The following is a 23,058-nucleotide window of genomic DNA, read 5'->3' on the forward strand; positions in this document are numbered from 1 at the left end:
TATTCACTTTTTATGAATTTAATTTCATTTATCGATTTAAAGTAATGTTTAAGACAGTTAAAAACCTGCCGACGACGATCCGCAGGTTTTTTAAATTGATACTATTTTAAAAGTGTTGCTGATTTTAAAATTGCAATAAGTAGATCCCAATAACGATGAACGCTTTGAATATTCACTTTTTCATCAGGAGAATGAGGAGATACAATTGTTGGCCCAATCGAAATCATATCCATATCAGGATAAGATTGCTTAAATAGACCACATTCTAGCCCAGCATGTATTACCATAATTTTTGCTTTTTGCGAAAAAAGTTCATGATATTTGTCTTTTGCAAGTTGCAACAAACTAGAATCTAATTTCGGTTCCCAACCAGAATAACCGCCACTAATTTCATAATTTGCATTGACTAATTGACTCAATGAAATTAAGGTCGAAACAACCGCATCTTTAGCAGAATCTACTTGTGAACGGATTAAAAAATTTACATAGAGTTGATTCTCTTTGATATTCACAATGCCTAAATTTAAAGATGTTTCAACGACGCCATGTATTTGATTACTCATTCTCACCACACCATTTGGTGCTGAGTTCAACCAATTAATGATTTTGTTTTGATGCTCGGTTGTTAACACACGTCTAACTTTAGTTTCATCAACATCACTCAAATTTATTTCAATATTTGGTTCAACACTACCTAATTCGTTTTTTAAGATCGATTTGTATTGCTGAATGATTGACTCAAGCTTAGGTAAATCTTGTTTATTCAATGAAATTTCCGCAAATGCTTCTCTTGGGATTGCATTTCGTAATGATCCACCTTGTATATCCGCCAATCGAAATGAAAAATCCTGAGCATACTCAGCCAAAAACCTTGCCATAAGTTTAATGGCATTACCTCGCCCAAGATGAATATCACACCCAGAATGCCCACCTTTTAAACCTTTTAATGAGATACGCATATAACAATCATGTTTTTCAGGCATAACAGCATAAGTAATCGCGAACGTTGTGGTAAAATCAACGCCTCCAGCGCATCCTGTAAATATTTCACCTTCATCTTCAGAATCGGTATTAATTAAATATTTGCTTTTAAGCCAATTAGGTTGAAGACCAAATGCCCCGTGCATACCGGTCTCTTCTGATGTGGTAACAAGCACTTCTAACGGCCCATGCTCAACAGTCGGATCAATTAAAACAGCTAATGCCGAAGCCAGCCCAACACCATTATCAGCTCCTAAAGTTGTTCCTTTAGCTTTGACCCATTCACCGTCAACATAAGCTTGAATAGGATCAGTCAAAAAATCGTGTACTGTGCCTTCATTTTTTTGAGGAACCATATCCATATGGGCTTGTAACGCAATTGAAGGACAATGTTCCAAACCTTTGGTTGCAGGTTTTGATAGCAAAATATTTCCTGCATTATCGATTTGATAAGCAATATGATGAGAATTGGCAAAATCAACAATATATTTAGTTATCATTTGTTCATGATGTGAAGGATGTGGAATTTTACAAATATCATTAAAAATCTGCCAAGTAAATTTTGGCTCTAATGTGGAAAGCATAATATATCCTCAATATTAAGTGAGTAATTAATTAATGAGTGGTTTTTTTTGTGTAATCGCTCTATAATAAGGTGCAATTTTACATCTATTTTTAGTCCATTAATATTAATTTATTATATTTACACATTCGATTAAAATTGCGAGTTACTCATGTCAATAGAACAAAATTTAACTGAAGAAGAAATTAAAGCTAAAAAACAGCATAAAGCTGAAATCATCGCTGAAAAAGAAAAATTCAACGTTACCTGGGAAATGTTACAAGCCTATGGACGTCAACTTTCAAAACGTTTATTACCCGCAAATCAATGGAAAGGCATTATTGCAGTAAGCCGTGGTGGTTTAGTTCCAGCTGCGATTCTTGCTCGAGAATTAAGCATTCGTTATGTTGATACTGTCTGTATTTCAAGCTATGATCATGATCATCAGCGTGAAAAACTGATTCTTAAACAAGCTAATGGTGATGGTGAAGGTTTTATTGTTGTTGATGATTTAGTTGATACCGGTAACACCGCTCACACCATTCGTGATATGTATCCTAAAGCACGATTTGTGACTATATTTGCAAAACCGGCTGGTAAACCTCTTGTTGATGATTATGTTGTAGATATTGAACAAGATACTTGGATTGAACAGCCTTGGGATACCGGTGTCATGTTTGTTAAACCAATTAGTGATCATGAATAATTAATCTATCATAAAGGATAATTGGCTGTTATGTCAGCGACTAAAAATCTATCAGAACAGATATTTAAACAGCAATATGATTATCCAGAAACTTCGGGGCTTATTAATCGTATTGATTACAGTGACGGTAGTAGTATTAGTCCGTTAGACGGCGACCTAGATTCAAGATGGTATAGAATTATCAATCCTATTTTGTGGTTTTGGCGTGGTTTGCCAAAGCTTGAAGTTGAAGCAGTTTTATCACGAATTGCTGCTTCAACTAAAAAACACACCAATGATAAATGGTTAGATTCAGTTATTAGTTATCAACCTGGTAATTGGATTTACGAATTTTTGAATCAAGCTGCTGAATGGTCAGCAAAAGCCGATGCTATCGATCCCACCAATTTAAGCGAAGACGATAAAAAAAATCTAAATACTTATTATTTGATTGCAAGCGAATATGCAAGTATTGCAAGCTATCCTCATTTTAAAAATGACGAGTTAGCGATGTATGCCCAAACATGTGCATATCAAGCTTATACAAAAGCACTCAATTATTCCCCTTATAAGATTAAAGAACTTGAATTCAAAGTTGAAGATCGGAATGTCAAAACGCTACTTCATTTACCTAAAACTGAAGGTACTTGCCCTGTCGTTGTGATCTGTAATGCACTTGGTAATTTGCAAATTGATTTTTATCGATATTTTAGTGAATATTTAGCACCGCAAGGCATTGCGATGTTAACTGTGGATTTACCCAGTGTTGGATACAGTCGTAACTTCACTTTAACTCAAAATAGTAGTCAGATTCATCAAGCCATTATTGAGCAACTTTCTACCGTGCCTTGGGTGGATAATAATCGTTTAATTGTGGCAGGTTTTCGTTTTGGTTCGCATATTGCAACACGATTAACCTATTTGATGCCAAATAAAATAAAAGGATTATTTAATTTTACACCTTTTGTTCATCAAATTTTCACTGATAAAGAACTACAAAAGAATCTACCTAATAGCTACAAAGATATGCTAGCTAGCCGTTTGGGATTACCGCTAATATCCAACCAACAATTAGCCGCCGAATTAAATTATTTCTCACTAAAAAATCAGGGTCTTTTAACTCGAGCTTGCCCAGTTCCTGTGATGAATATTATTTTCGAAAATGATAAGCTTAGTACCTTAACTGAAGCAAAACTTATTCATTCAGCCAAGCAAAATAAAATTATCACTATTCCAAAAACACCATTACAAAAAAGTTTACATCAAGCACTTACACAATCAGTAACATGGATGAAGTCTATTTTGTAATACCAGTATAAAATGAGTATTGTTATGACTAACATAAAACAGCAAGTTGTCGTGGTTAAATTGGGTACAAGCGTATTAACAAGTGGGACAAAACAGCTAGATCGTGCACGGATAGTAGAATTAATACGACAATGTGCAATCTTACATCAAGAAGGTCATAAAGTTATTATTGTAACGTCAGGTGCGATTGCTGCCGGACGAGAGTATTTAAACTACCCTAACCTACCTAATACGGTTGCATCAAAACAATTACTTGCTTCTGTTGGTCAAAGTAAACTCATTCAACTTTGGGAACAACTGTTTTCTATTTATAAAATTTACATTGGTCAAATGCTATTAACACGTGCAGATTTAGAAGATCGTGAAAGATTCCTAAATGCTCAAGATGTGTTAAAAGCAATGTTGGATAACCAAATTGTACCCGTTATCAATGAAAATGATGCGGTAGCAACAGCGGAAATTAAAGTTGGCGATAATGATAATTTATCTGCACTTGCGGCTATTTTAGCAGAAGCTGATAAACTTATTTTATTAACTGATATCGAAGGTTTATATACTGCCGATCCTAGATCAGATAAAAACGCTAAATTAATTTCAGAAATCGAACAGATCGACGATCATTTGCGTAGTATCGCAGGCGATAGTGTTTCAGGGTTAGGTACCGGTGGAATGAGCACAAAAATACAAGCTGCCGAAGTCGCAGGAAGTGCCGGTATCGAAGTTGTGATAGCGGCAGGAAACAGATCCAATGTAATTATCGATATCATGAATAATAAATCGGTTGGCACCCGTTTTCTTGCTCAAAAAATACCATTAGAACATCGTAAACATTGGATATTTGGTGCACCGATAGCAGGAAAACTTATATTGGATGATGGTGCAGTTAATGCAATTTTAAATAATGGAAGCTCCCTTTTACCTAAAGGAATTATAAAAGTTGCACAAACCTTTTCACGTGGTGAAGTGGTTGATATATGCGATAAATCAGGCAAATCCATTGCCCGAGGAGTCAGTCGTTATAATAGCGATGCACTACAACAAATAGCAGGACATCACTCATTGGAAATTAGCCAAATTATTGGCTATGAATATGGTTCAGTTGCCGTTCATCGAAATGATATGATTATTAAATCATAATTTATTAGCAATCTTATTCAAATACAATACACTAATAAATATTAGGCTTAATAATTAAGATAAAATCAATTGATTTGAATTCATAAATACCAATAATAAGGCAGAAAATCAGCATAATGCTTTAAACGTATATTTTGCGTTTAACCAATATTAAGAATTAAAAAATCTAAAAAGGTCTCATCATGTTAAACCAAATCGGAAAAGCAGCAAAACAAGCTGCATACCAATTAGCACAATGCCCTACTGCTGCGAAAAATAAAGTACTTACGGTCATTGCCGATTTATTAGAAGCACAAAGTACCCTGATTCTAACAGCTAATGCGCACGATATAAAATTAGCAAAAGAACAAGGCTTAAGTGATGCTATTGTTGATCGTCTACTGCTAACCCCTGAGCGATTATCATCGATTGCAAATGATGTTCGTAAAGTTATCACATTGAAGGATCCTATAGGTGAAATTATTGATGGGTCAACGTTAGACAGTGGTTTAAAGTTACAACGTCACAGAGTGCCATTAGGTGTAATTGGTGTTATTTATGAAGCTCGTCCAAATGTAACCATTGATATCACCTCGCTTTGCTTAAAAACAGGTAATGCGGCGATACTCAGAGGAGGCAAAGAAACGCTCAAGACTAATATGGCGATTATTTCTGTTATCCAACAAGCCTTATCACAAGTTGGATTACCACAAACTGCCATACAATATATTGACAATCCTGACCGAAAATATATTAACGAATTACTTAAACTCGACAAGTATATTGATATGATTATTCCAAGAGGTGGCATGGCACTCCATCAGTTATGCCGTGAACAATCTACTATACCTTTCATTACAGGTGGAATTGGTGTTTGTCATATTTTTGTTGATGAAAGTGCTGATTTTGATAAAGCTTTAGCCATTATTATTAATGCCAAAACACAGCGGCCTAGTACTTGTAATACGCTGGAAACATTATTAGTTCATCATAAAATTGCACCAATGTTTATGCCGATATTAAGTCAAATAATGACGGATAATGAGGTTACCTTACATGCAGATAAGCGCACAATTGAAATGTTAAACTCAAATAAAGCTAATGTGTATCCGATAAACGATGAAGAGTTACGTCAAGAATGGCTATCAAAAGACCTTAATGTTGTTATCGTCGATTCCCTCGAAAATGCAATAGAACATATACGAGAATATGGAAGTGGTCATTCAGAATCAATCTTAACCCGTAACCTAATACATGCGGAACAATTTGTTAATCAAGTCGATGCAGCAGCGGTATATGTCAACGCCTCGACACGTTTTACCGACGGTGGACAATTTGGCTTAGGCGCTGAAGTGGCTGTAAGTACTCAAAAATTACATGCCAGAGGCCCTATGGGACTTGAAGCACTAACAACCTATAAATGGATAGGTATTGGGGATGATTTAATTCGTCAATAAAATCTGTATCAACTGTTCAGTAACACCTGACAGTTGATACTTCAATATTTAGTCAAAATTACGCATTAATAATGCATAATCTAAGTCGATTTCTTCTGGGATTGGAATATAAACAATATGTCCATCACCTAATCCCGCTGGCACTGGTTGCCCTTTTTTATTCTCCATACGTTCAATAGTAAAAGTCATGTTACCTTTTGGTGTCATCATCTCAACACTATCACCCACTGAAAACTTATTCTTAACAATAATTTCTGCTAAACCATTTAGACGTTCACCACTAAATTCCCCCACAAACTGTTGTCTGTCGGATACCGAATGACTGTGAACATAATTTTGCATATCTTCATGCTTATGACGACGCAAAAAGCCTTCGGTATAACCGCGATGCGCTAAAGAATCAAGTTCAGCCAACAAACGAGGATCAAATGGCTTACCTTCGCTTGCAGCATCTATCGCTTGACGATACACTTGTGCCGTTCTTGCACAGTAATAAAAGGACTTGGTACGCCCTTCAATTTTCAATGAATGGACACCTATTTTAGTCAAATCTTCTACTAGTTCTACCGCTCTTAAATCTTTAGAATTCATGATATAAGTTCCATGCTCATCTTCGAATGCTTGCATGTATTCACCCGGTCGACCAGATTCTTCTAACATAAATACTTTATTTGTTGTTTGACCAATGCCAAGTGTAGGTTCAACTTGTTGTACCGGTATTGGTTCACATTTATGAACAATCTGCCCTACTTCATCTTCTTTTCCTTCGGCAACTTTGTATTCCCAACGGCATGCGTTAGTACATGTACCTTGGTTAGAATCTCGTTTATTAATATAACCAGACAACAGACAACGCCCAGAATATGCCATACAAAGTGCACCATGGATAAACACTTCTAATTCCATCTCAGGAACTTTTTCACGTATTTCGGCAATCTCATCAAGAGACAGCTCTCGAGACAACACAACACGTGTTAATCCCATTTGATGCCAAAATTTAACGGTTGCCCAGTTAACAGCATTGGATTGTACCGATAAATGAATTTCCATTTCCGGAAAATGCTCACGAACAAGCATAATTAAACCCGGATCAGACATAATGAAGGCATCGGGTTTCATATTGACAATAGGTTCAAGATCACGAATAAACGTTTTAAGTTTCGAATTATGAGGTGCAATATTCACCACCACATAAAACTTTTTGCCCTGTGCGTGGGCTTCGTTAATGCCGATAGCTAAATTTTCATGATTAAATTCATTATTGCGAACACGCAAACTATAACGAGGTTGACCGGCGTAAACCGCATCTGCACCATAAGCAAACGCATAACGCATATTTTTAAGAGAACCGGCAGGCGAAAGTAACTCAGGTTTTGGGTATAAATTTGTCATTAAAAAATGCCTCTGATTTCAAGTCAGTATTACTCAGCAGTAATAGGTTAAGCAAAATAGGTGGGCATTTTACGCTTTAGGCTAGAGCTTGGCAAATTTATTTAAAGATGAACTTAACAAATCCTAACTTGATAGGACTTAATACGATTTTCATCAAAAATGATGATTAAAATCAAATCAAATTGTTCAAATAACTAATTCTTTAATGAATGGAACAACGATAAGAATATAACATATATCGTAAACCAGTAAATGAATGGTTTTCACTTTGTTTAACTATTCATCTTTTAGATTTCTTTATTAATAAGAGGGAAATACTCTTCCCAACGATACTCTCTGATTGGCATAGGCTTTTCGTTCACAAAATACAGCACCAAAGCAGGTTTAATTCCATTCCAATTATCCACAAACTCATAGCCCAGAAGAAAACCATCTTTGATTAATTTTTTTGCTTTTGCATGATAATTAAAGTAGCTCATAGTAGTCAAATCAAGGATACCTATATTTGACTATTATTTGTACTCTTTTTTGAGCAATATAGCAATCAGTTTAAACAAAAATTAATGAAAATAGCGTAAGATTAAGTTTGAAATTTAGAATATGAGTTGATTAAAAATTTAATGGAGGCGCGTCCCAGAATCGAACTGAGGTAGACGGATTTGCAATCCGCAGCATGGCCACTCTGCCAACGCGCCGTTGAGGTCTAACTGAATAGGTGGCAAATATTAGCATTGGCATGTTTATACGTCAAGAATAAATAGTTTATAATTACAGCAGTCACAAAAGTTATTTAATCTTACTGCCCTTTTCGATAATTATTCACCCAAATTTCAACACATAATAGATATAAATATAAAAAAATAAAATTTAGTAATCAGCAAAAATCATCTAGTCTATTGTGTTTTAAAAATGGTATTTACCTGCTTACGGATTTACTAAAAAGGTGGTTGATAACGACTGATGTCAGTACTTAAATTAATAAAGCTAATAACCATGATTTATCAGAACGGTTTTTACAAGCTTTGTCTATCTGATTAATTTTCAGAATAGTGATAGATCCATGTGATACCCTCATAGTCTGCGAAGGCACTCGGAAATAAGTAAATGCCATTGAATAAAGGAAAGTTAGCATACTTCCATTCTAAATTAAACTGTGGATAGATTTTGACAATGGCGTCATAAAGCAATGTAGTGCAATATAAATGATCTTCATCACGACTAGCTAGTACAAACGGAGCACCTTGTTTAGTTAATAGTTCTGCAACTATCAATTGTTGTTGTTGATCAGATAAAAAATGGGGTCTTGCTATCGCATACTTCTGCGCAAGTGAAGGCGTAGTAAATTCGTCAATTGTTGAAATAATAACTTGATTTGGTAGATTTTCATTATCGCCCGTTGTTGCATGAATTACTCTAACTTCTGGCTCAGTTGCAATAATAAAACCAATATGAGAAAAATCACCCCCGCCTAATTGATTAATCACCAAGCTATCAATTTGAACACCTTTGCGAAAAATCCAATCCCCTACTTTTATAAGTGGAATAAAGTTAGATTGAGCATCTAAAGAATCAGCTGATACCGTTTTTGTCACTAAATTAGAACAAAACAGTATAACAATAAAGACATAATGGCAAAATTTCATGACAATTTAAAAATTAGTTAATCATAATTGAAAAAGGGTAACCATTGATTTACCCTTTTTTATTTTCGTTATTAAATACTATTCTTATGATTTATTTCATATTGACAAGCCATTTACCATCAATCTTTATCAAATCTAAACTAGATTTCTTTTGAGCACCATCTTTAAATGAAACAGTGACTTCAACTTGAGCTTTTGTTTTATCGGTATTATATTCAGCAGGTGAACTAACGATTTTATCAATTCCGCCATGGTTTTTTGCCATTTTTGCAGATTCATCTAAAACACTCTTAAATTTACTTTTTAATAGTATTTTTACATCAACACCATCTTTTTGCATATCATCAGAAATATACAATAAATCCATAAAGGTATCCATATCAACGCTATAACCAGCTTTTGTAAATTTTTCTCCAACGGCTTCTGGAGAATCATTATTGGTACAGGCAAAAACCATAAGCGATAACATAAAAATACCAAAAAATTTTACAACTAATTTCATTTTTTTTTCCCATTAACAGAATATTAACGACATAAATCTATTCGAATTCCTTTTCAAGGTAGCATAAATCGATTTACAAACTTGAAAAGGTACAAAATCATACTATGTAATATTTTAATTGAAAAGAAATAAGTAAAATTTTATTAATTATTCTTAAGTAATCAAAAACAAAATCGTTATATTAAATTACATTTTAATACTTTATTTACTCCGTTTTTTAAATGGACTTAATGACCCTATTCATTTGTATTATTAATAGAAATTAAAGCTACTTGCACTAAAATAACGCCAAATTATTTAATAAAAAGATAAAATGAATTGATTAAATCAATTCAAAATTTTTCAAAATAGATAGCCAGTTATTATCTAAATCAGCTTTAATCGTGATTGGACACTGCGTTAGTGGGTGAATAATATTAAGCGAACTTGCATGTAACATTAGTCTTTTAATACCAAAGTAAGCAGTAAAAGCTCGATTTTGATGAAGATCGCCATGTTTACTATCACCTAAAATAGGATGAAATATATGTTTCATGTGGCGGCGTAATTGATGTTTTCGACCGGTTTGAGGGGTTAATTCCACAAAACTAAATCTTGCTGTATCAAATTTACCAACTTTAATCGGTACTTCGATCTTACTGATACCCCGATAAAAAGTAATTGCATCTTGTGCGGGTTTATTCGGTGTCGAGAACTTATCGGCAATTTTATCCAGCTCTTCAACTAAAGGATAATCAATTATCGCCTCACCTTCTACATAACCCCGAACAATTGCATGATACGTTTTTTCAATCTGTTTAGTTGCAAACTGTTGTGACATTAAACGAGCGGTTTCACTAGATAAAGCAAACAATAATACCCCAGATGTAGGACGATCTAAGCGATGAATAGGAAACACATGTTGCCCAATCTGATCCCGCAAAGTTTGCATGACAACCGTTGTTTCATGTTTATCTAACCAACTGCGATGCACAAGCCAACCGGATGGCTTGTTAATCGCAATTAAAGCATCATCTTGATAAAGAATTTCGAACATTATTTAACAAATACTATAAAAACAGTTTTTCAAGTTCACTCGCAATACTGGTACTGTTATTGTCACCAATAACATGGTCGGCTTTGGCTTTCACTTCATCATCTGCGTTGCCCATCGCAATACCCAGCCCCGCCAATGTCAACATTGAAATATCATTATAGCTATCACCAAATGCGACGATTTCACTAAGATCGATATTTTCGTGATTAGCCCAATGCATTAAACCATTTCCTTTTGTATTGCCCTTCACGGCGACATCAGCGCGATTCGACCAAGACCATTCGCATGAAAATTGATTAAGTGCTTCAACAGCATCCGAAAATTGTCGTAATGCAGGCAGATCATGACTACTTGTGGCAAATTTGTAAACCGCTCCTGCTTCGTCAATTACCTTATCAAAGCTATCTACTTTTTTAATCTCAGGTTGTAAAAATGAAGGCAACGAATTTACCCATTTAAAAAAACCTTCTAAATGATCATCGAGCACTTCATAAGTCATCATTTGGTCAGTGTAAATAAGCGTATGAATACCATATTGATTGACCAAATTAAGCAATGTTTTTGCTTGCTCTTTTGTCATGGGTTTACCGGCAAATGATTGCTGTTTTTCAAAATCATACAGGTAAGATCCATTACAACAAATTGCAGGTGTTGATAATTTAAGTTGATAATAATACGGATAAATAACAGAATGGTGACGACCAGAAACTAAAATAACTTTAACACCTTTGGCACTGATTTTTTCAATCATCGCAACTGTCTCAGGTAAAATTAGACGATTACTGGCAAGTAAAGTACCATCCATATCAAAGGCAACGGCTTTATACTTCATTTTATTCCTCTTTCTATCTTCAAATAACTATTCCTACACCCTTTTACATCATTCGATTTTGGCTAATTTAACGAATGATTTGGTAACTAATTAGAAAATACTGATGCTTAATCTACAACCGATTTACCATTCAATTTTTTGACGACCAACAAACGAGTGCGATAACGTTGTACCGTCTACCATTTCAAGTTCTCCACCAACTGGCACGCCATGAGCGATACGGGTTGCCGTTACATCAAACTCTGCACACATTTGAGCAATATAGTTGGCGGTTGCATCCCCTTCAACTGTTGGGTTCGTCGCTAAAATAACCTCACTGATCGTTTCTGAAGATAGTTTGTGCTTTAATAGATCAAGACCAATATCAGTTGGACCAATACCATCTAAAGGAGAAAGATGACCTAACAATACAAAATAACGACCACTGTATTGACCGGTTTGTTCAATAGCAACGATATCTGCTGGGGTTTCAACAACACAGAGTTGACCGCTACTTTGACGACGAGCATTGGCACAAATGGTACAAATGGATTGTTCAGTAAAAGTTCGGCACTCTTGGCAATGACCGATATTAATCATCGCTTCATGAAGTACGTGAGCCAATTTAATACCGCCTTGTCGATTACGCTGTAATAAATGGAAAGCCATCCGTTGTGCAGATTTGGGACCAACGCCAGGTAAGCAACGTAATGCTTCCATGAGTGATTCTAATAATGGGCTAATTTGCATAAATTCGTTTAGTTATCACAATAAATACATTTAGCGTTAATAATACCTCTTTTCAAGCTTTGATAAAACAACAATTACATCGCTTTTAAATTTCAATTCAGGCAGAACGATTTAATAAATCACCCGATTTTAATGTCGATAACCGAAGCCATGAATGGTTTTAATTAAAACAGGATTCAATGGATCGAGTTCAATTTGTTTACGTAATTTAGAGATATGCTGATCAAGTGTTCGACTATTTGGTGAATAATCATATCCCCATACATAATCAAAAAGCATATCCCTTGTCACAACTTGATTTTGATGTTGATACAGGCAAGATATAATTTTGATTTCTCGAAGTGAAAGCTCGATTACTTGTTGATTACGTTTTGCACATAACTCGATTGGATAAACCGTCAAATCACCAAAATAAAAAAATTCATCGTTTATATGGTTAGCATGTTTTAATTTTAAATAACGTTTAGCAATAGCTTTGATTCTTGCTCGAAGTTCATGAATGCCAAAAGGTTTACTCATATAGTCATCAGCGCCAAGCTCTAAACCAATAACGCGATCGATTTCTTCATCTTTAGCGGATAAAAAAAGAATCGGTATATCATCATCTAATTTTCGAATCTCACGACAAACACAATACCCATCCATTTCGGGCATCATAATATCTAAAATGATAAAATCAGGTTTATCCTGTTTAAACAATTTAAGCGCAGTTTTCCCATTTTCAGCTTGAAGGATGGTATAACCTTCTTGTTGTAAAAGATCCGACATTCCTTTACGAATGTTATGATCATCCTCAGCGATTAAAATCTTCATGCACATGCTCCGTTAAAATTAATGAAAACGCAGTACCCGGATTTTCATTGGTTACCTTGATAGTACCCTGCAATTGCTGCGCTAATTGGTTGGCAATAGTAAGCCCAATTCCTGTTCCCGAAACGCCTTCGGTAATGGATGAATTTATCCGATAAAAGGGTTTAAAAATTTTCTTTAATAGATGCTTAGGGATACCACGACCATAATCCCGCACGGTGATAATAGTCTGTTTATCATTAGTCGTCAGTGATAAATCAACATTTTTGCCATTTACGGCATATTTTTCAGCATTGCTTAAAAAATTACTTATGATTTGCATCACACTATCTTCATCGGTAAAGATAGTGTGATTTTTATTCGAATTTAAAATCAAATTCAGTTGCAATGATTTTGTTTTAAGAACGGGATTGAAAGTTTGAAAAACTCGCTCAATGAGCAACGTTAAATTAACGGCTTTAAAATTCTGTTTAGCTGGCTTACTTAAATTAAGTACATTTTGCACTAAGCGAGTTAATCGCTGACTTTCACTGGTGATCACATCCAAATATTCAGGTACAGGAAAAGGTTCATCGATTAACCGTTCTTTTAACATTTCTGAATAAAGTGTGATATTAGTTAATGGCGTTTTAAACTCATGTGAAACTTGCCCAACAAAGCTAACTTGTTGTTTAGCTAAACGAATCGCTCGTGTATATTCTCGATAAACATAACAAACGATACCAATAACTAACACAATAAACAAAAATAATATTCCACCACCTAACCAATAAAAGGTAACAAAGTTTGGTGATAAATAATAATAAGTTAATTGCCAATTCTGTAGTGGATAGTCAAGCATCACATTAATGTCATTGATTGTAGAGTGACCATGAACATAGATTTGTTTTGAACCCTCATAGAGACTGAAATTATCATCGATAGATTGATCTTCAAATAACCGAATAATATCTAACGCAAATTTAATCGTTGATAGCTCAAATCCCTTGATAATGTTACCCTTTTTAGACCAAAAAATCAGATGATCATAAGACTGATACCAACCCGAGGTTGGCAGAGATAATTCATTCGACGAATTGGGGTTGATTAAAATTGCATTATCATACTTAATCGACTCAACAAATTTAACCCATTGCAGATCGTTACTATTACTGATATAAACAATGTTATTATGGCGAATTTCGAAAGCATTTTTAATATCTGATTGCGATTGTAACAGATTATCAAACGTACCGGCGCCCTTTTCCAAAAGTTGAATTAAGCTAATCAAATAAACGGAACGCTGATTTAACAGCGATTCAATCGATGATTTTATATTCTCCAATCGGCTTTGTGCTAACGATCTTTGCTGATGTTGACGCATTAAAACTTCATGTTCAATACTACGCCAACCAAGATAGCTAAGAGCCATTACAAATATTATACAAGAGAGAATCGCTGCTAATTGTTTCATACTTTCGTTATTTTTTAATCACACCCAGTTTAGTATTTTGTTGCTTTTCTGCCATTTCTTTACTATAAATTTTGCCATTTCCACTTTCATTAACTGCATCTGCTGCCATTTTTTTATTCCATTTCATATCATCTTTCACTCTATTCGCATATTCTGGATACATATTAGCAACTGCTTCAAGCCTATAACTGTTATCCTCTAGAATTCTCTGCGCAGCTTTTCGATCGCCTTTATTATAGAGTTCTAATGCTTTAACGCTATTTTCATTTACTTCTTGTATTTCAATCTCAGTAACGACATCTTGGCGCAATGCTTTTTTTACGGCTTCCAGATTATCGGTATAAGCAAGTTTTACTGATTGTTTTTCTTTTTGAGTTTTCTTATCTAACAAATCATCATACACTAAATCAATTTCCGCTATTGTTTTTTCTTCGCCAACTTTACCTTGTGGTTGCTCAACCTCTAACAAAATATACTTTTCTTGATTAGAATAAATTTGATTCATTGTTACCGTTACTTGATTACCTTTGATTATGCCATCTCTACCTAATAAACGAACCGGTTTTACCCCATCTTTTAAATAGATATTGATCTTAACATGTTGGGCAACCGTTGACATTACATCTTTGAACTCACGGACAAATACATTTTCAAGATCTAAAGAATCATTAACAAATACATGATTACCATCACTATAACTGGCAATCGATGACATCAATAATTCATTATAATCCTCACCGATACCAAAAGTACTGACAGAAATATTCTTTTTGGCGGCAATAATGGCAAGTTCAGAAAGTTCTTGAACGGATGTCGGACCAATATTCGCCTGCCCGTCCGATAATAAAATAATGCGATTCACATTATCTTTAGACAACTGTTTTTCAACTTGATGGATACCTTTACTTAATCCGGCAAATAACGCTGTACCACCATCTGCAACAATATTTTCTTTTATTAAACTAATCAATTTTTGTTTATTGTTAACTTTGGTTGAAGGAATAATCACCTTTGCATCATTATCATAAGCAACGACAGATAAAGTATCATTCTCATTAAGCATGTTAATAGCAAAGATAGCCGCCTCTTTTGCTTTAACAATACGATCACCTTGCATCGAGCCGGAGCGATCAATTACTATTGCCAAATTAATAGGAACCCGTTTTGCTGAATCAAATTCATGACCGGTTAACGAAATTTTTAAATAATTCTTCTCTTGGGAATTTTGCATAACAATTGGCGATGCAAGTTCCGAGCGAATTTCAATTTGCTTATTGACTTGAGCATGACTGCATAAACTTAATATTGAAAGCCCTGCTAATAGGACTGTTTTAATTAATTTCATTGTTTTTCCTTATATAAAAAGTTTATGTCATTATATTGATTTGACCAATCAAACTGTCAGATAGTTGTATTTAATTGTAAAAAGTTGTAAAAAATACCGTTTTAGGACAGGAAAACGCCAATTAAATTTTTTATTTAAAAAGGAATCATTTCATCCCGACTTTCAACATGTATCAATCAAATTGTGAACAATCGACCGCTTTTACTGCATTGTTACGGTTTGTTTATTGCAAGCACAAAGAACGAAGGTATATAATACAAAATTAGCCATTCTTAAAAAGAGAATATTTAGAGAACATTTAATATGACTCAGATACAAGAAAAACTTGCGCTTATCAAAAACAGCATTATCACCATTCCAGACTATCCTAAGCAAGGAATTTTATTTCGTGATATTACCAGTCTGCTTGAAGATCCTGTCGCATTTAGAACTTCGGTCGAATTGTTAATCGATCACTATCGAGATAAAAAAATTGATAAAGTTGTCGGTACTGAAGCGCGTGGTTTTATTTTTGCAGCACCAATTGCATTAGCGTTAGGCGTTGGTTTTGTGCCAGTTCGAAAACCCAATAAGTTACCACGTCACGTATTTAAAGAAGAGTATCAACTTGAATACGGAACCGATACACTTGAAATCCATTCAGATGCAATTAAACCGAATGAACGTGTGCTGATTATTGATGATTTACTTGCAACAGGTGGAACGGTTGCTGCAACTGCTAAATTAATTCAAAAAGCAGGTGGTATAGCAGAAGATGCCGCATTTGTTATTAATTTACCGGATCTGCATGGTAAAACAAAATTAACCGATCTGGGTATTAACTGTTTTACCCTCGTTGATTTTGCCGGTGAATAATCTTAGTCTACTGGGGCGATGTTGTCGCCCTACTCATGCTAAGAGTTAACTCCTCCCTTCACTTTTTGTCCATGTTGTATATCAACTCTGTTTTTATTCAATACTGATCGCCAACTACCACAACTAACGCTACGCAATAATACTCAATTTAAATTGACCACATGCCTAAAAAAGAAGCCATCAAAAAGTGAATAAAAAATCAACTTAATGCTTGATTTACATTTTAATGTGAATTATTATTCAAAAATATCGCATAATTATTAAATAGGAAATAAATCAAACATGAAAAAATTTAGCCATATCATTGCCAGAACACCTGCCAAATCTCTAATTCATGGATTAACTTCAGCAAATTTAGGCAAGCCTGATTATCAAAAAGCCTTAGACCAACACAACAACTATATCCGAGCACTACAGCAATGTGATGTTGATATCACCCTATTACCCGCCGATGAACGTTTTCCTGATTCGGTCTTTGTTGAAGATGTTGCTCTGTGTACGCCACACTGTGCCATTATTACTAGACCAGGGGCAGAAAGTAGACGTAACGAGACTGAAATCATCATCGATACCATTGAACGATTTTACCCCAAGAAAGTTGAAAAAATTACTGCACCGGGCACGGTTGAAGCTGGTGATATTATGATGGTGGAAGATCACTACTATATCGGATTATCGGCACGTACTAATCAAGAAGGTGCTAATCAAATGATTGCTATATTACAAAAATATGGCTTAACCGGTTCGGTGGTCACGCTTGAAAAAGTTCTACACCTAAAAACAGGATTGGCTTATCTGGAAAACAACAATTTATTAGCCGCCGGCGAATTTATTACCAAACCCGAATTTCAACATCTGAACATTATTGAAATTCCTGAACAAGAAAGCTATGCCGCTAACTGTATTTGGGTTAATGATCGGGTCATCATGCCTGCTGGTTATCCAATCACTAAAGCTAAGATCGAAGCTTTAGGTTATCAAGTGATTGAGGTGGATACATCAGAATATCGCAAAGTCGATGGTGGTGTTAGCTGCATGTCATTACGATTTTAATTAAACGCTGCCAAAGCCGAATAAAACACAAAATAAGACAAAATTATGAATACACCTACCCGTACAAAACTAGGCATACTCCCTTTAACCTTACTTGTGGTTGGCAGTATTGTTGGAAGTGGTATTTTTAGTTTACCGCAAAACATGGCTGAAGCGTCTGGTGCCGGCGCTATTTTAATTGCTTGGATCATAACGCTTTTTGGCATGTTAATGCTGACACGGATATTTCAGTATCTTTCGATTCGTTTTTATAAGATTAATGATGGTTTATATGGTTATGTCCGTGAAGGCTTTGGTGATTATATAGGATTCAACGCAGCTTGGGGATACTGGATATCTGCATGGATGTCGTGTGCCAGTTATTTAGTTATCCTATTTAGCGCGTTAGGATCATTTGATTGTTTTAGTTATTTTGGTAATGGCACAACCTTGCCAGCAGTCATAGGCGGACTCATCTTTTTATGGCTGGTTAATGCCCTTGTTCTAAAAGGGATTTATCATGCTTTCTTATTAAATTGCTTAGTCACATTAGCAAAAATTGTCCCGATTGGTCTGTTTATTGTCTGCATTATTCTTGCTTTCAAGGTTTCAACATTCAAAATTGACTTTTGGGGAACGCCACAACTTGGCTCAATCGTGGATCAAATAAAGCATACTATGCTTTATACCGTATGGGTTTACTTAGGTATCGAAAGCGCAACTGTTTATGCTTCACGAGCCAAAAACATTTTAAGCATAAGTCGGGCAACTTTTTTTGGTTTTGCTATTACTAGCTTATTGCTCATCTGTGTGTCTGTTCTGTCGCTGGGTATTGTTCCTCAACAAGAACTGGCTGCAATGAAAAATCCTTCAATGGCTTTAGTCATTGAGCATGTAGTTGGTAGTTGGGGAGCAACATTAATTAATATTGGGCTGATTGTTTCGGTTAGTGGTGGATTATTATCCTGGTTAATGCTTGCTGCTGAAATGCTTTTTTTAACCGGACAAGGCAATAATCATACCGTTGCACGCTGTTTTGGCAAATTAAATAAAAATGGCACGCCTGCCAATGCATTATACTTAACATCAAGCTTGATCAGCCTATTGATTGTGCTTGCACATTTCTACCATTCGGGCTATAACACTTTAATCCAATTATCGACTTCAATGGTACTGATACCCTATTTATTATCAGCACTCTTCGTCTTTAAATTAGCCATAAAATCTCGCAAAGCTTACCTAATTTTTATTGGGGCTGCGGGATCGATTTATGGGGTATGGTTAATTTATGCTGGTGGGATGTCTTACCTATTATTATCAATGATACTGTATGCGATAGGACTCCTATTTTATTTATACGCACGCAAGCAGCGATCCCTATCTGCCTTCAGTTATGTTCATGACAAAATCTATGCAATCGCAATCATAATATTAGCCATTATTGCCGTTATGTATTTTTATGTCATACTGGATTAACTAACCCTTGGTGCTTTTTTTGGAACAAATAAAAATCTGCTAATAGCGCTTTAAAAGCAGGCGAATACTGCCCATCATCACAACGCATACACAGTTGTTGTTCAATGACATTCGCATTAGGTTTTGTAGCAAACGCCATTAATGATAAAGCAAATTCTTTATCTGCCGTGTATTTCACCTGCAATACTTGTTGTAAAAATAGATGGTTTGATTGGCATAATTGCGTAAATTGATCTGCCAAATGATAAGGCAGCACCAAGCAGAATAGACCGTCTGGCTTTAATAATCGTTTGACTAAATCAATAAGCTGTGTGTAGTTTAAACTTTCTGTATAACGGGCTAATTGCCTTTGGTTCGTTCGACAATCCACGGCCGACTCAAAATAAGGCGGATTGGTCACAATCAAATCATAACCATTGTCACTCTTCACCTGAAAACGATTAATATCACCCTGTATTGTTGATACAGATTTAAAGCCTGCTTGTTGGCAATTTTGTTGACATTGATTGACCGCTTGCGCATCAATATCAACTGCATCAATTTGACAAGCTTGATGTTCAAGGCGCTGTGCAAGCATTAACGCAATCACGCCACAACCACAACCGATATCAAGCACCTTATGAGTTGAAGAAAAGATCGGAGCCCATGCCCCTAGTAAACAACTATCAGTGGTGATTTTCATCGGACTTTTGTCATGCGCAACAAAAAAGCGCTTAAACGTAAAGCCCCCTTTTTTTAACGATTGTGATTTATTTTGCATGGATAAATTTTTTAAATAACGGTTTATTCGACGCCACCGCATCCGCCCAGCGTGTAGGTTCAGGCAAACGATAACCACGTAAACATAAATTGACCCATTTCAACGCACTCGCTTGGCTAATACGATGACCCGATGAAATAAATAACGGATTACAGTTATTCTTGCTTTGTAATACCCAACCAATCTGTTGCTGCTTATCGGTGAGTGGCGTCACTTGACCGGCGACTTTAGGTAATGGATTATAATGACCGCAAAGGCGTTTTTTAGCGACACCAATGGTTGGCATATCCAATAGTAAACCAAGATGACTGGCAATACCTAATCGCCTTGGATGCGCAACGCCTTGACCATCAACCAACAATAAATCAGGTTTATGTTCGACCTGCTCCCAAGCAGAAAGTAAAGCAGGATACTCCCGAAAAGATAAATAACCAGGGATATAAGGAAACTCGGTTTTTAATCGCGCGACATGATATTCCACCACATCAAAATCCGGATACGTTAAAATCACAATAGCGGCACGAGTGGTTTTGCCTTCATCTTCAAAGCCCACGTCGGTACCACCAATTAAAGTGATTGATGAATTAAAATCATCGGTTAGGTTTACTTGTTCAGCTAATTGCTGCTGGGTTAGTTTCAATTGTTCTAAATTAATAGACATTTTCTTTCTGCTGAGTATTATTAACGGCAATAAAATGATTTTACCAGAATTAGTATGCCATATACATTAGCAAATCCGACCGAACTGACAGAAGAAATTAAAAAAAGCCGCTTTATTGTCAATGCGGCGCCCGTTATTAATGCCCAGCAAGCAACGGATTTTATCGATCAAATTAGCGATCCTAACGCAACCCATAATTGTTGGGCATGGAAAATCGGTCAACAGTATCGATTTAATGATGATGGCGAACCAACCAGCACCGCAGGGCGTCCAATTCTATCAGCGATTGAAGGACAAGATTGTGATCAAGTAGTGGTGGTGGTAACTCGTTATTTTGGCGGAATCAAACTTGGCACAGGTGGCTTGATACGCGCCTATGGTGGATCTGCAAGTCATTGTCTACAAAAAGCAGAATTGATTGAACTTATTGCCCGAATACCTTTGCAATTTCACTGCTATTATAATGAATGGCCAATTATAGAAAATCGCTTAAAAGAATTGGATGCACTGATTGAAAATCAAGATTTTGATGCCATTGGGGTAAACGTCAATATTGCCATTACGCAAGACAAATTGCTTTCGCTACAAAAAAGTATCAGTGATATTACTCGTGGTAGAGTGATAATACCAATATAAATCCTGTTGGTTAATTTGCGTTGGATGTTCACAAAGTCATAACTGTCACTATTTTTATAATATTACTAAAGCTTTTTTATTAAAAAATGGCTTGATACGAAATTCTTAAATTATCACTGAGCACTACCGATAACTCTATGTTATGAGCAAGTAATAAATAAAGCGATATAGAATGTGTATTTCATTCATTATGCTGCTTTATCCCTGTGTATACAGGGAATACGAATAGTTAATTAAATGACGGCGTAGTCTAATCTTTCCTACAAAATAAGTTTTTATTATCTTTATTCATAATTTATCTAAATGAGCGCAACCCTCAAATATTTCACCTTTAAAGTCGATAAAAATTTCATATATTGAAGTAAGCTCATCAAGATTTGCTTCGCAAAAAGTTCCATTAGGAAGACTACGAATTAAACCATATATACCCTTATCAGAATGGAAAATTGTCACAAAATTATTTGTTAAAGCAGAAGATTTTATATCTATAGAAATAGTAACATTTTCTTTTTTATTAAGCATAAATTGCAATTTATTCTTACTTATTATGGCATTCCAAAAAGGTTCATAACCACTCGCATGAAACCCTATAGAGTTTTTGTTGACTTTATCCCAAAAAATATGTGGTGTTAATAAATCTATTTGTTGCATTTGCTGTAATTCTGACAGGCTTATCCAATCTATCTTTTTATTTTTAAGATTTAAAAAATTTCGCTTACCATTTTCTGTACTTCCTAAAGATAAATATTCTTGATTAGACGAATCTTTATATATTTCCTGTGCTGATAATAAGTTAGGTAATACCAATAATAATAAAATTAATTGTTTCATATTGTATCCTTATTTACCGTGAGGATTTCCTTTTAAAATTGGGGGCCATGAATATTTATCGTCAGCAAATGGAATTTTTGATTTACTATATCCCCAATATCTATCATGTTCAAAATGAGGAATATCATCTATTGGTACGTTTCTATTCCTCAAAATAGAGTAAAATTTATTATAATCAAAATCAGTAGGATCAGCATGACCATCAGCAATACCTCTATCAACTTCAATATGAGGTACTATTATGGGCCAACATCCTTCAATATCTGAAGCTTCAATATATAAATCAGCTAGAGCTTGATATTGACTATCCGTAGGAACATCAGGACTTTTATAATTAATTTCGACATGGAACATTCTTCCTTTTAAATTATTCCTAGATTCAGCTTTAGTTGCCCATACATTTTTTTCGGTAAAAGGCCATATTTCAATTATATTTCCATTTTGCATAATATATTTATGAGCTTTACTCCTTACTTTTTTTTCTGGATTATTTACATTAGTTTTTGCTTTGATAGTTTCTTCACTCATATTTCCATCAGTGCAATGTAGAACAAAATGACTTCTGTATGCAGGATCTATAGGGCAAACTTCTTTATTTGTGATTTTCAACATAGTAAATGTAACCAAAGATAAAGGATGAATAAACCACACCCTACCGCTTTCGTTCAAGGTGGCAGGCGTTGATGAAGTTTCTGCTTGTTTACTTGAGGTGTCTGCTGATTGCTCTTTTTTAGTTTCTGCTTCACTTTGTTCCGTCTGTTGACTTTGCTTAGCTAAACCTTTGGCGACATCATCCCACCACAGCATTTTTGTCGCTTTTTCTTTGCTTTTTTCCCATAATTTATACTTCTCTTCTAACTCATTTATTTTACCCAATAAGTTTAGTTGCTCTTGTGTTAATTTCTTGTCGGGTGCATCTTCATAACCATCTGGAAAACGTTGATAATCTCTTCTTT

At 35.1% G+C, this 23,058-nt stretch carries 23 protein-coding genes and 1 tRNA gene; 8 read left to right on the plus strand and 16 right to left on the minus strand.

The genetic code is table 11. From position 1 onward, the window contains the following. Positions 1-101: 101 nt before the first annotated feature. On the minus strand, positions 102-1,565 hold the full coding sequence (locus J3U14_RS08630; protein ID WP_267352280.1) for an aminoacyl-histidine dipeptidase: 1,464 nt from the start codon (positions 1,563-1,565) through the stop codon (positions 102-104). A gap of 150 nt (positions 1,566-1,715) precedes the next feature. Here J3U14_RS08630 and gpt point away from each other — a divergent pair, with 150 nt between their 5' ends. The 4 genes from gpt (at position 1,716) to proA (ending at position 6,109) form a co-directional block, all read left to right on the plus strand. Further along, positions 1,716-2,249 (plus strand): xanthine phosphoribosyltransferase, encoded by a 534-nt coding sequence (gene gpt, locus J3U14_RS08635; protein WP_220217131.1) that lies wholly within the window; start codon positions 1,716-1,718, stop codon positions 2,247-2,249. Positions 2,250-2,279: 30 nt separating this feature from the next. Then, positions 2,280-3,536 carry an esterase FrsA gene (gene frsA, locus J3U14_RS08640; RefSeq protein ID WP_267352281.1) on the plus strand — a complete coding sequence of 419 codons (1,257 nt, stop codon included), beginning with the start codon at positions 2,280-2,282 and terminating at the stop codon, positions 3,534-3,536. Between the two features lie 24 nt (positions 3,537-3,560). Then, the gene (gene proB / locus J3U14_RS08645; protein ID WP_267352282.1) at positions 3,561-4,673 is read left to right on the plus strand and encodes a glutamate 5-kinase; all 1,113 of its coding nucleotides are present in this window, start codon (positions 3,561-3,563) and stop codon (positions 4,671-4,673) included. A 182-nt stretch (positions 4,674-4,855) separates the two neighbouring features. Continuing rightward, the gene (gene proA, locus J3U14_RS08650; protein WP_267352283.1) at positions 4,856-6,109 is read left to right on the plus strand and encodes a glutamate-5-semialdehyde dehydrogenase; all 1,254 of its coding nucleotides are present in this window, start codon (positions 4,856-4,858) and stop codon (positions 6,107-6,109) included. A gap of 48 nt (positions 6,110-6,157) precedes the next feature. Here proA and yegQ read toward each other — a convergent pair whose 3' ends face one another. From yegQ to J3U14_RS08705, 11 genes are all read right to left on the minus strand, one after another. Further along, complete coding sequence (gene yegQ / locus J3U14_RS08655; RefSeq protein WP_267352284.1) at positions 6,158-7,501, minus strand: tRNA 5-hydroxyuridine modification protein YegQ; 1,344 nt, start codon at positions 7,499-7,501, stop codon at positions 6,158-6,160. 287 nt (positions 7,502-7,788) lie between these two features. Next, a complete protein-coding gene (locus J3U14_RS08660; RefSeq protein ID WP_065557694.1) occupies positions 7,789-7,980 on the minus strand; it encodes a thermostable hemolysin delta-VPH in 192 nt (63 codons plus the stop codon). A gap of 142 nt (positions 7,981-8,122) precedes the next feature. Continuing rightward, positions 8,123-8,196, minus strand: a tRNA-Cys gene (locus tag J3U14_RS08665). Between the two features lie 339 nt (positions 8,197-8,535). After that, positions 8,536-9,144, minus strand: a complete 609-nt coding sequence (locus tag J3U14_RS08670) for a YiiX/YebB-like N1pC/P60 family cysteine hydrolase (RefSeq protein ID WP_267352286.1) — start codon at positions 9,142-9,144, stop codon at positions 8,536-8,538. 91 nt (positions 9,145-9,235) lie between these two features. Continuing rightward, entirely contained in the window at positions 9,236-9,646 is a 411-nt protein-coding gene (locus J3U14_RS08675; protein WP_267352287.1) for a DUF4878 domain-containing protein, read from the minus strand. Positions 9,647-9,968: 322 nt separating this feature from the next. Then, complete coding sequence (truC, locus tag J3U14_RS08680; RefSeq protein WP_267352288.1) at positions 9,969-10,682, minus strand: tRNA pseudouridine(65) synthase TruC; 714 nt, start codon at positions 10,680-10,682, stop codon at positions 9,969-9,971. 13 nt (positions 10,683-10,695) lie between these two features. After that, positions 10,696-11,514, minus strand: coding sequence for a pyridoxal phosphatase (locus J3U14_RS08685; protein ID WP_267352289.1), 819 nt, complete (start codon positions 11,512-11,514; stop codon positions 10,696-10,698). Between the two features lie 123 nt (positions 11,515-11,637). Continuing rightward, entirely contained in the window at positions 11,638-12,243 is a 606-nt protein-coding gene (gene recR, locus J3U14_RS08690; protein WP_267352290.1) for a recombination mediator RecR, read from the minus strand. 129 nt (positions 12,244-12,372) lie between these two features. Then, positions 12,373-13,056, minus strand: a complete 684-nt coding sequence (locus tag J3U14_RS08695; RefSeq protein WP_267352291.1) for a response regulator transcription factor — start codon at positions 13,054-13,056, stop codon at positions 12,373-12,375. Continuing rightward, positions 13,037-14,506 (minus strand): sensor histidine kinase, encoded by a 1,470-nt coding sequence (locus J3U14_RS08700; RefSeq protein WP_267352292.1) that lies wholly within the window; start codon positions 14,504-14,506, stop codon positions 13,037-13,039. The genes J3U14_RS08695 and J3U14_RS08700 overlap by 20 nt, the downstream gene beginning before the upstream one ends. 7 nt (positions 14,507-14,513) lie before the next feature. Then, positions 14,514-15,851, minus strand: coding sequence for a vWA domain-containing protein (locus J3U14_RS08705; protein WP_267352293.1), 1,338 nt, complete (start codon positions 15,849-15,851; stop codon positions 14,514-14,516). Between the two features lie 303 nt (positions 15,852-16,154). Here J3U14_RS08705 and apt point away from each other — a divergent pair, with 303 nt between their 5' ends. The 3 genes from apt to J3U14_RS08720 all read left to right on the plus strand — a co-directional run bounded on the left by apt (position 16,155) and on the right by J3U14_RS08720 (position 19,214). Beyond that, complete coding sequence (gene apt / locus J3U14_RS08710; protein WP_267352294.1) at positions 16,155-16,706, plus strand: adenine phosphoribosyltransferase; 552 nt, start codon at positions 16,155-16,157, stop codon at positions 16,704-16,706. A 282-nt stretch (positions 16,707-16,988) separates the two neighbouring features. Continuing rightward, positions 16,989-17,759, plus strand: coding sequence for a dimethylargininase (ddaH, locus tag J3U14_RS08715; protein WP_267352295.1), 771 nt, complete (start codon positions 16,989-16,991; stop codon positions 17,757-17,759). A 45-nt stretch (positions 17,760-17,804) separates the two neighbouring features. Further along, a complete protein-coding gene (locus J3U14_RS08720; protein ID WP_267352296.1) occupies positions 17,805-19,214 on the plus strand; it encodes a basic amino acid/polyamine antiporter in 1,410 nt (469 codons plus the stop codon). Here J3U14_RS08720 and J3U14_RS08725 read toward each other — a convergent pair. Then, a complete protein-coding gene (locus J3U14_RS08725; protein ID WP_267352297.1) occupies positions 19,201-19,974 on the minus strand; it encodes a tRNA1(Val) (adenine(37)-N6)-methyltransferase in 774 nt (257 codons plus the stop codon). The two genes, J3U14_RS08720 and J3U14_RS08725, sit on opposite strands and share 14 nt — an antisense overlap. After that, positions 19,964-20,635, minus strand: coding sequence for a deoxyribonuclease V (gene nfi / locus J3U14_RS08730; protein WP_267352298.1), 672 nt, complete (start codon positions 20,633-20,635; stop codon positions 19,964-19,966). Before nfi ends, J3U14_RS08725 begins: the two co-directional genes overlap by 11 nt. A 54-nt stretch (positions 20,636-20,689) precedes the next feature. Here nfi and J3U14_RS08735 point away from each other — a divergent pair, with 54 nt between their 5' ends. Beyond that, positions 20,690-21,271 (plus strand): IMPACT family protein, encoded by a 582-nt coding sequence (locus J3U14_RS08735; protein ID WP_267352299.1) that lies wholly within the window; start codon positions 20,690-20,692, stop codon positions 21,269-21,271. Positions 21,272-21,559: 288 nt separating this feature from the next. Here the strand turns inward: J3U14_RS08735 and J3U14_RS08740 are convergent, their stop codons facing one another. Both J3U14_RS08740 and J3U14_RS08745 read right to left on the minus strand, forming a co-directional pair. Next, a complete protein-coding gene (locus J3U14_RS08740) occupies positions 21,560-22,102 on the minus strand; it encodes a hypothetical protein (RefSeq protein WP_267369624.1) in 543 nt (180 codons plus the stop codon). A 9-nt stretch (positions 22,103-22,111) separates the two neighbouring features. Next, the coding region (locus J3U14_RS08745) for an N-acetylmuramoyl-L-alanine amidase (RefSeq protein WP_267369625.1) at positions 22,112-23,058 on the minus strand (947 nt) is incomplete at its 5' end.

Origin of the sequence: Gilliamella sp. B3801 (assembly GCF_026536645.1) — a bacterium.
GTDB lineage: Bacteria > Pseudomonadota > Gammaproteobacteria > Enterobacterales > Orbaceae > Gilliamella > Gilliamella apicola_I.

Coding starts and splice junctions, on each gene's coding strand:
- yegQ (WP_267352284.1), bottom strand. CDS start 7,501: ATGACAAATTTATACCCAAAACCTGAGTTACTTTCGCCTGCCGGTTCT.
- nfi (WP_267352298.1), bottom strand. CDS start 20,635: ATGTCTATTAATTTAGAACAATTGAAACTAACCCAGCAGCAATTAGCT.
- proA (WP_267352283.1), top strand. CDS start 4,856: ATGTTAAACCAAATCGGAAAAGCAGCAAAACAAGCTGCATACCAATTA.
- frsA (WP_267352281.1), top strand. CDS start 2,280: ATGTCAGCGACTAAAAATCTATCAGAACAGATATTTAAACAGCAATAT.
- proB (WP_267352282.1), top strand. CDS start 3,561: ATGACTAACATAAAACAGCAAGTTGTCGTGGTTAAATTGGGTACAAGC.
- J3U14_RS08630 (WP_267352280.1), bottom strand. CDS start 1,565: ATGCTTTCCACATTAGAGCCAAAATTTACTTGGCAGATTTTTAATGAT.
- J3U14_RS08660 (WP_065557694.1), bottom strand. CDS start 7,980: ATGAGCTACTTTAATTATCATGCAAAAGCAAAAAAATTAATCAAAGAT.
- gpt (WP_220217131.1), top strand. CDS start 1,716: ATGTCAATAGAACAAAATTTAACTGAAGAAGAAATTAAAGCTAAAAAA.
- J3U14_RS08685 (WP_267352289.1), bottom strand. CDS start 11,514: ATGAAGTATAAAGCCGTTGCCTTTGATATGGATGGTACTTTACTTGCC.
- J3U14_RS08670 (WP_267352286.1), bottom strand. CDS start 9,144: ATGAAATTTTGCCATTATGTCTTTATTGTTATACTGTTTTGTTCTAAT.
- ddaH (WP_267352295.1), top strand. CDS start 16,989: ATGAAAAAATTTAGCCATATCATTGCCAGAACACCTGCCAAATCTCTA.
- truC (WP_267352288.1), bottom strand. CDS start 10,682: ATGTTCGAAATTCTTTATCAAGATGATGCTTTAATTGCGATTAACAAG.
- J3U14_RS08740 (WP_267369624.1), bottom strand. CDS start 22,102: ATGAAACAATTAATTTTATTATTATTGGTATTACCTAACTTATTATCA.
- J3U14_RS08725 (WP_267352297.1), bottom strand. CDS start 19,974: ATGCAAAATAAATCACAATCGTTAAAAAAAGGGGGCTTTACGTTTAAG.
- J3U14_RS08705 (WP_267352293.1), bottom strand. CDS start 15,851: ATGAAATTAATTAAAACAGTCCTATTAGCAGGGCTTTCAATATTAAGT.
- J3U14_RS08720 (WP_267352296.1), top strand. CDS start 17,805: ATGAATACACCTACCCGTACAAAACTAGGCATACTCCCTTTAACCTTA.
- J3U14_RS08735 (WP_267352299.1), top strand. CDS start 20,690: ATGCCATATACATTAGCAAATCCGACCGAACTGACAGAAGAAATTAAA.
- J3U14_RS08700 (WP_267352292.1), bottom strand. CDS start 14,506: ATGAAACAATTAGCAGCGATTCTCTCTTGTATAATATTTGTAATGGCT.
- recR (WP_267352290.1), bottom strand. CDS start 12,243: ATGCAAATTAGCCCATTATTAGAATCACTCATGGAAGCATTACGTTGC.
- J3U14_RS08675 (WP_267352287.1), bottom strand. CDS start 9,646: ATGAAATTAGTTGTAAAATTTTTTGGTATTTTTATGTTATCGCTTATG.
- J3U14_RS08695 (WP_267352291.1), bottom strand. CDS start 13,056: ATGAAGATTTTAATCGCTGAGGATGATCATAACATTCGTAAAGGAATG.
- apt (WP_267352294.1), top strand. CDS start 16,155: ATGACTCAGATACAAGAAAAACTTGCGCTTATCAAAAACAGCATTATC.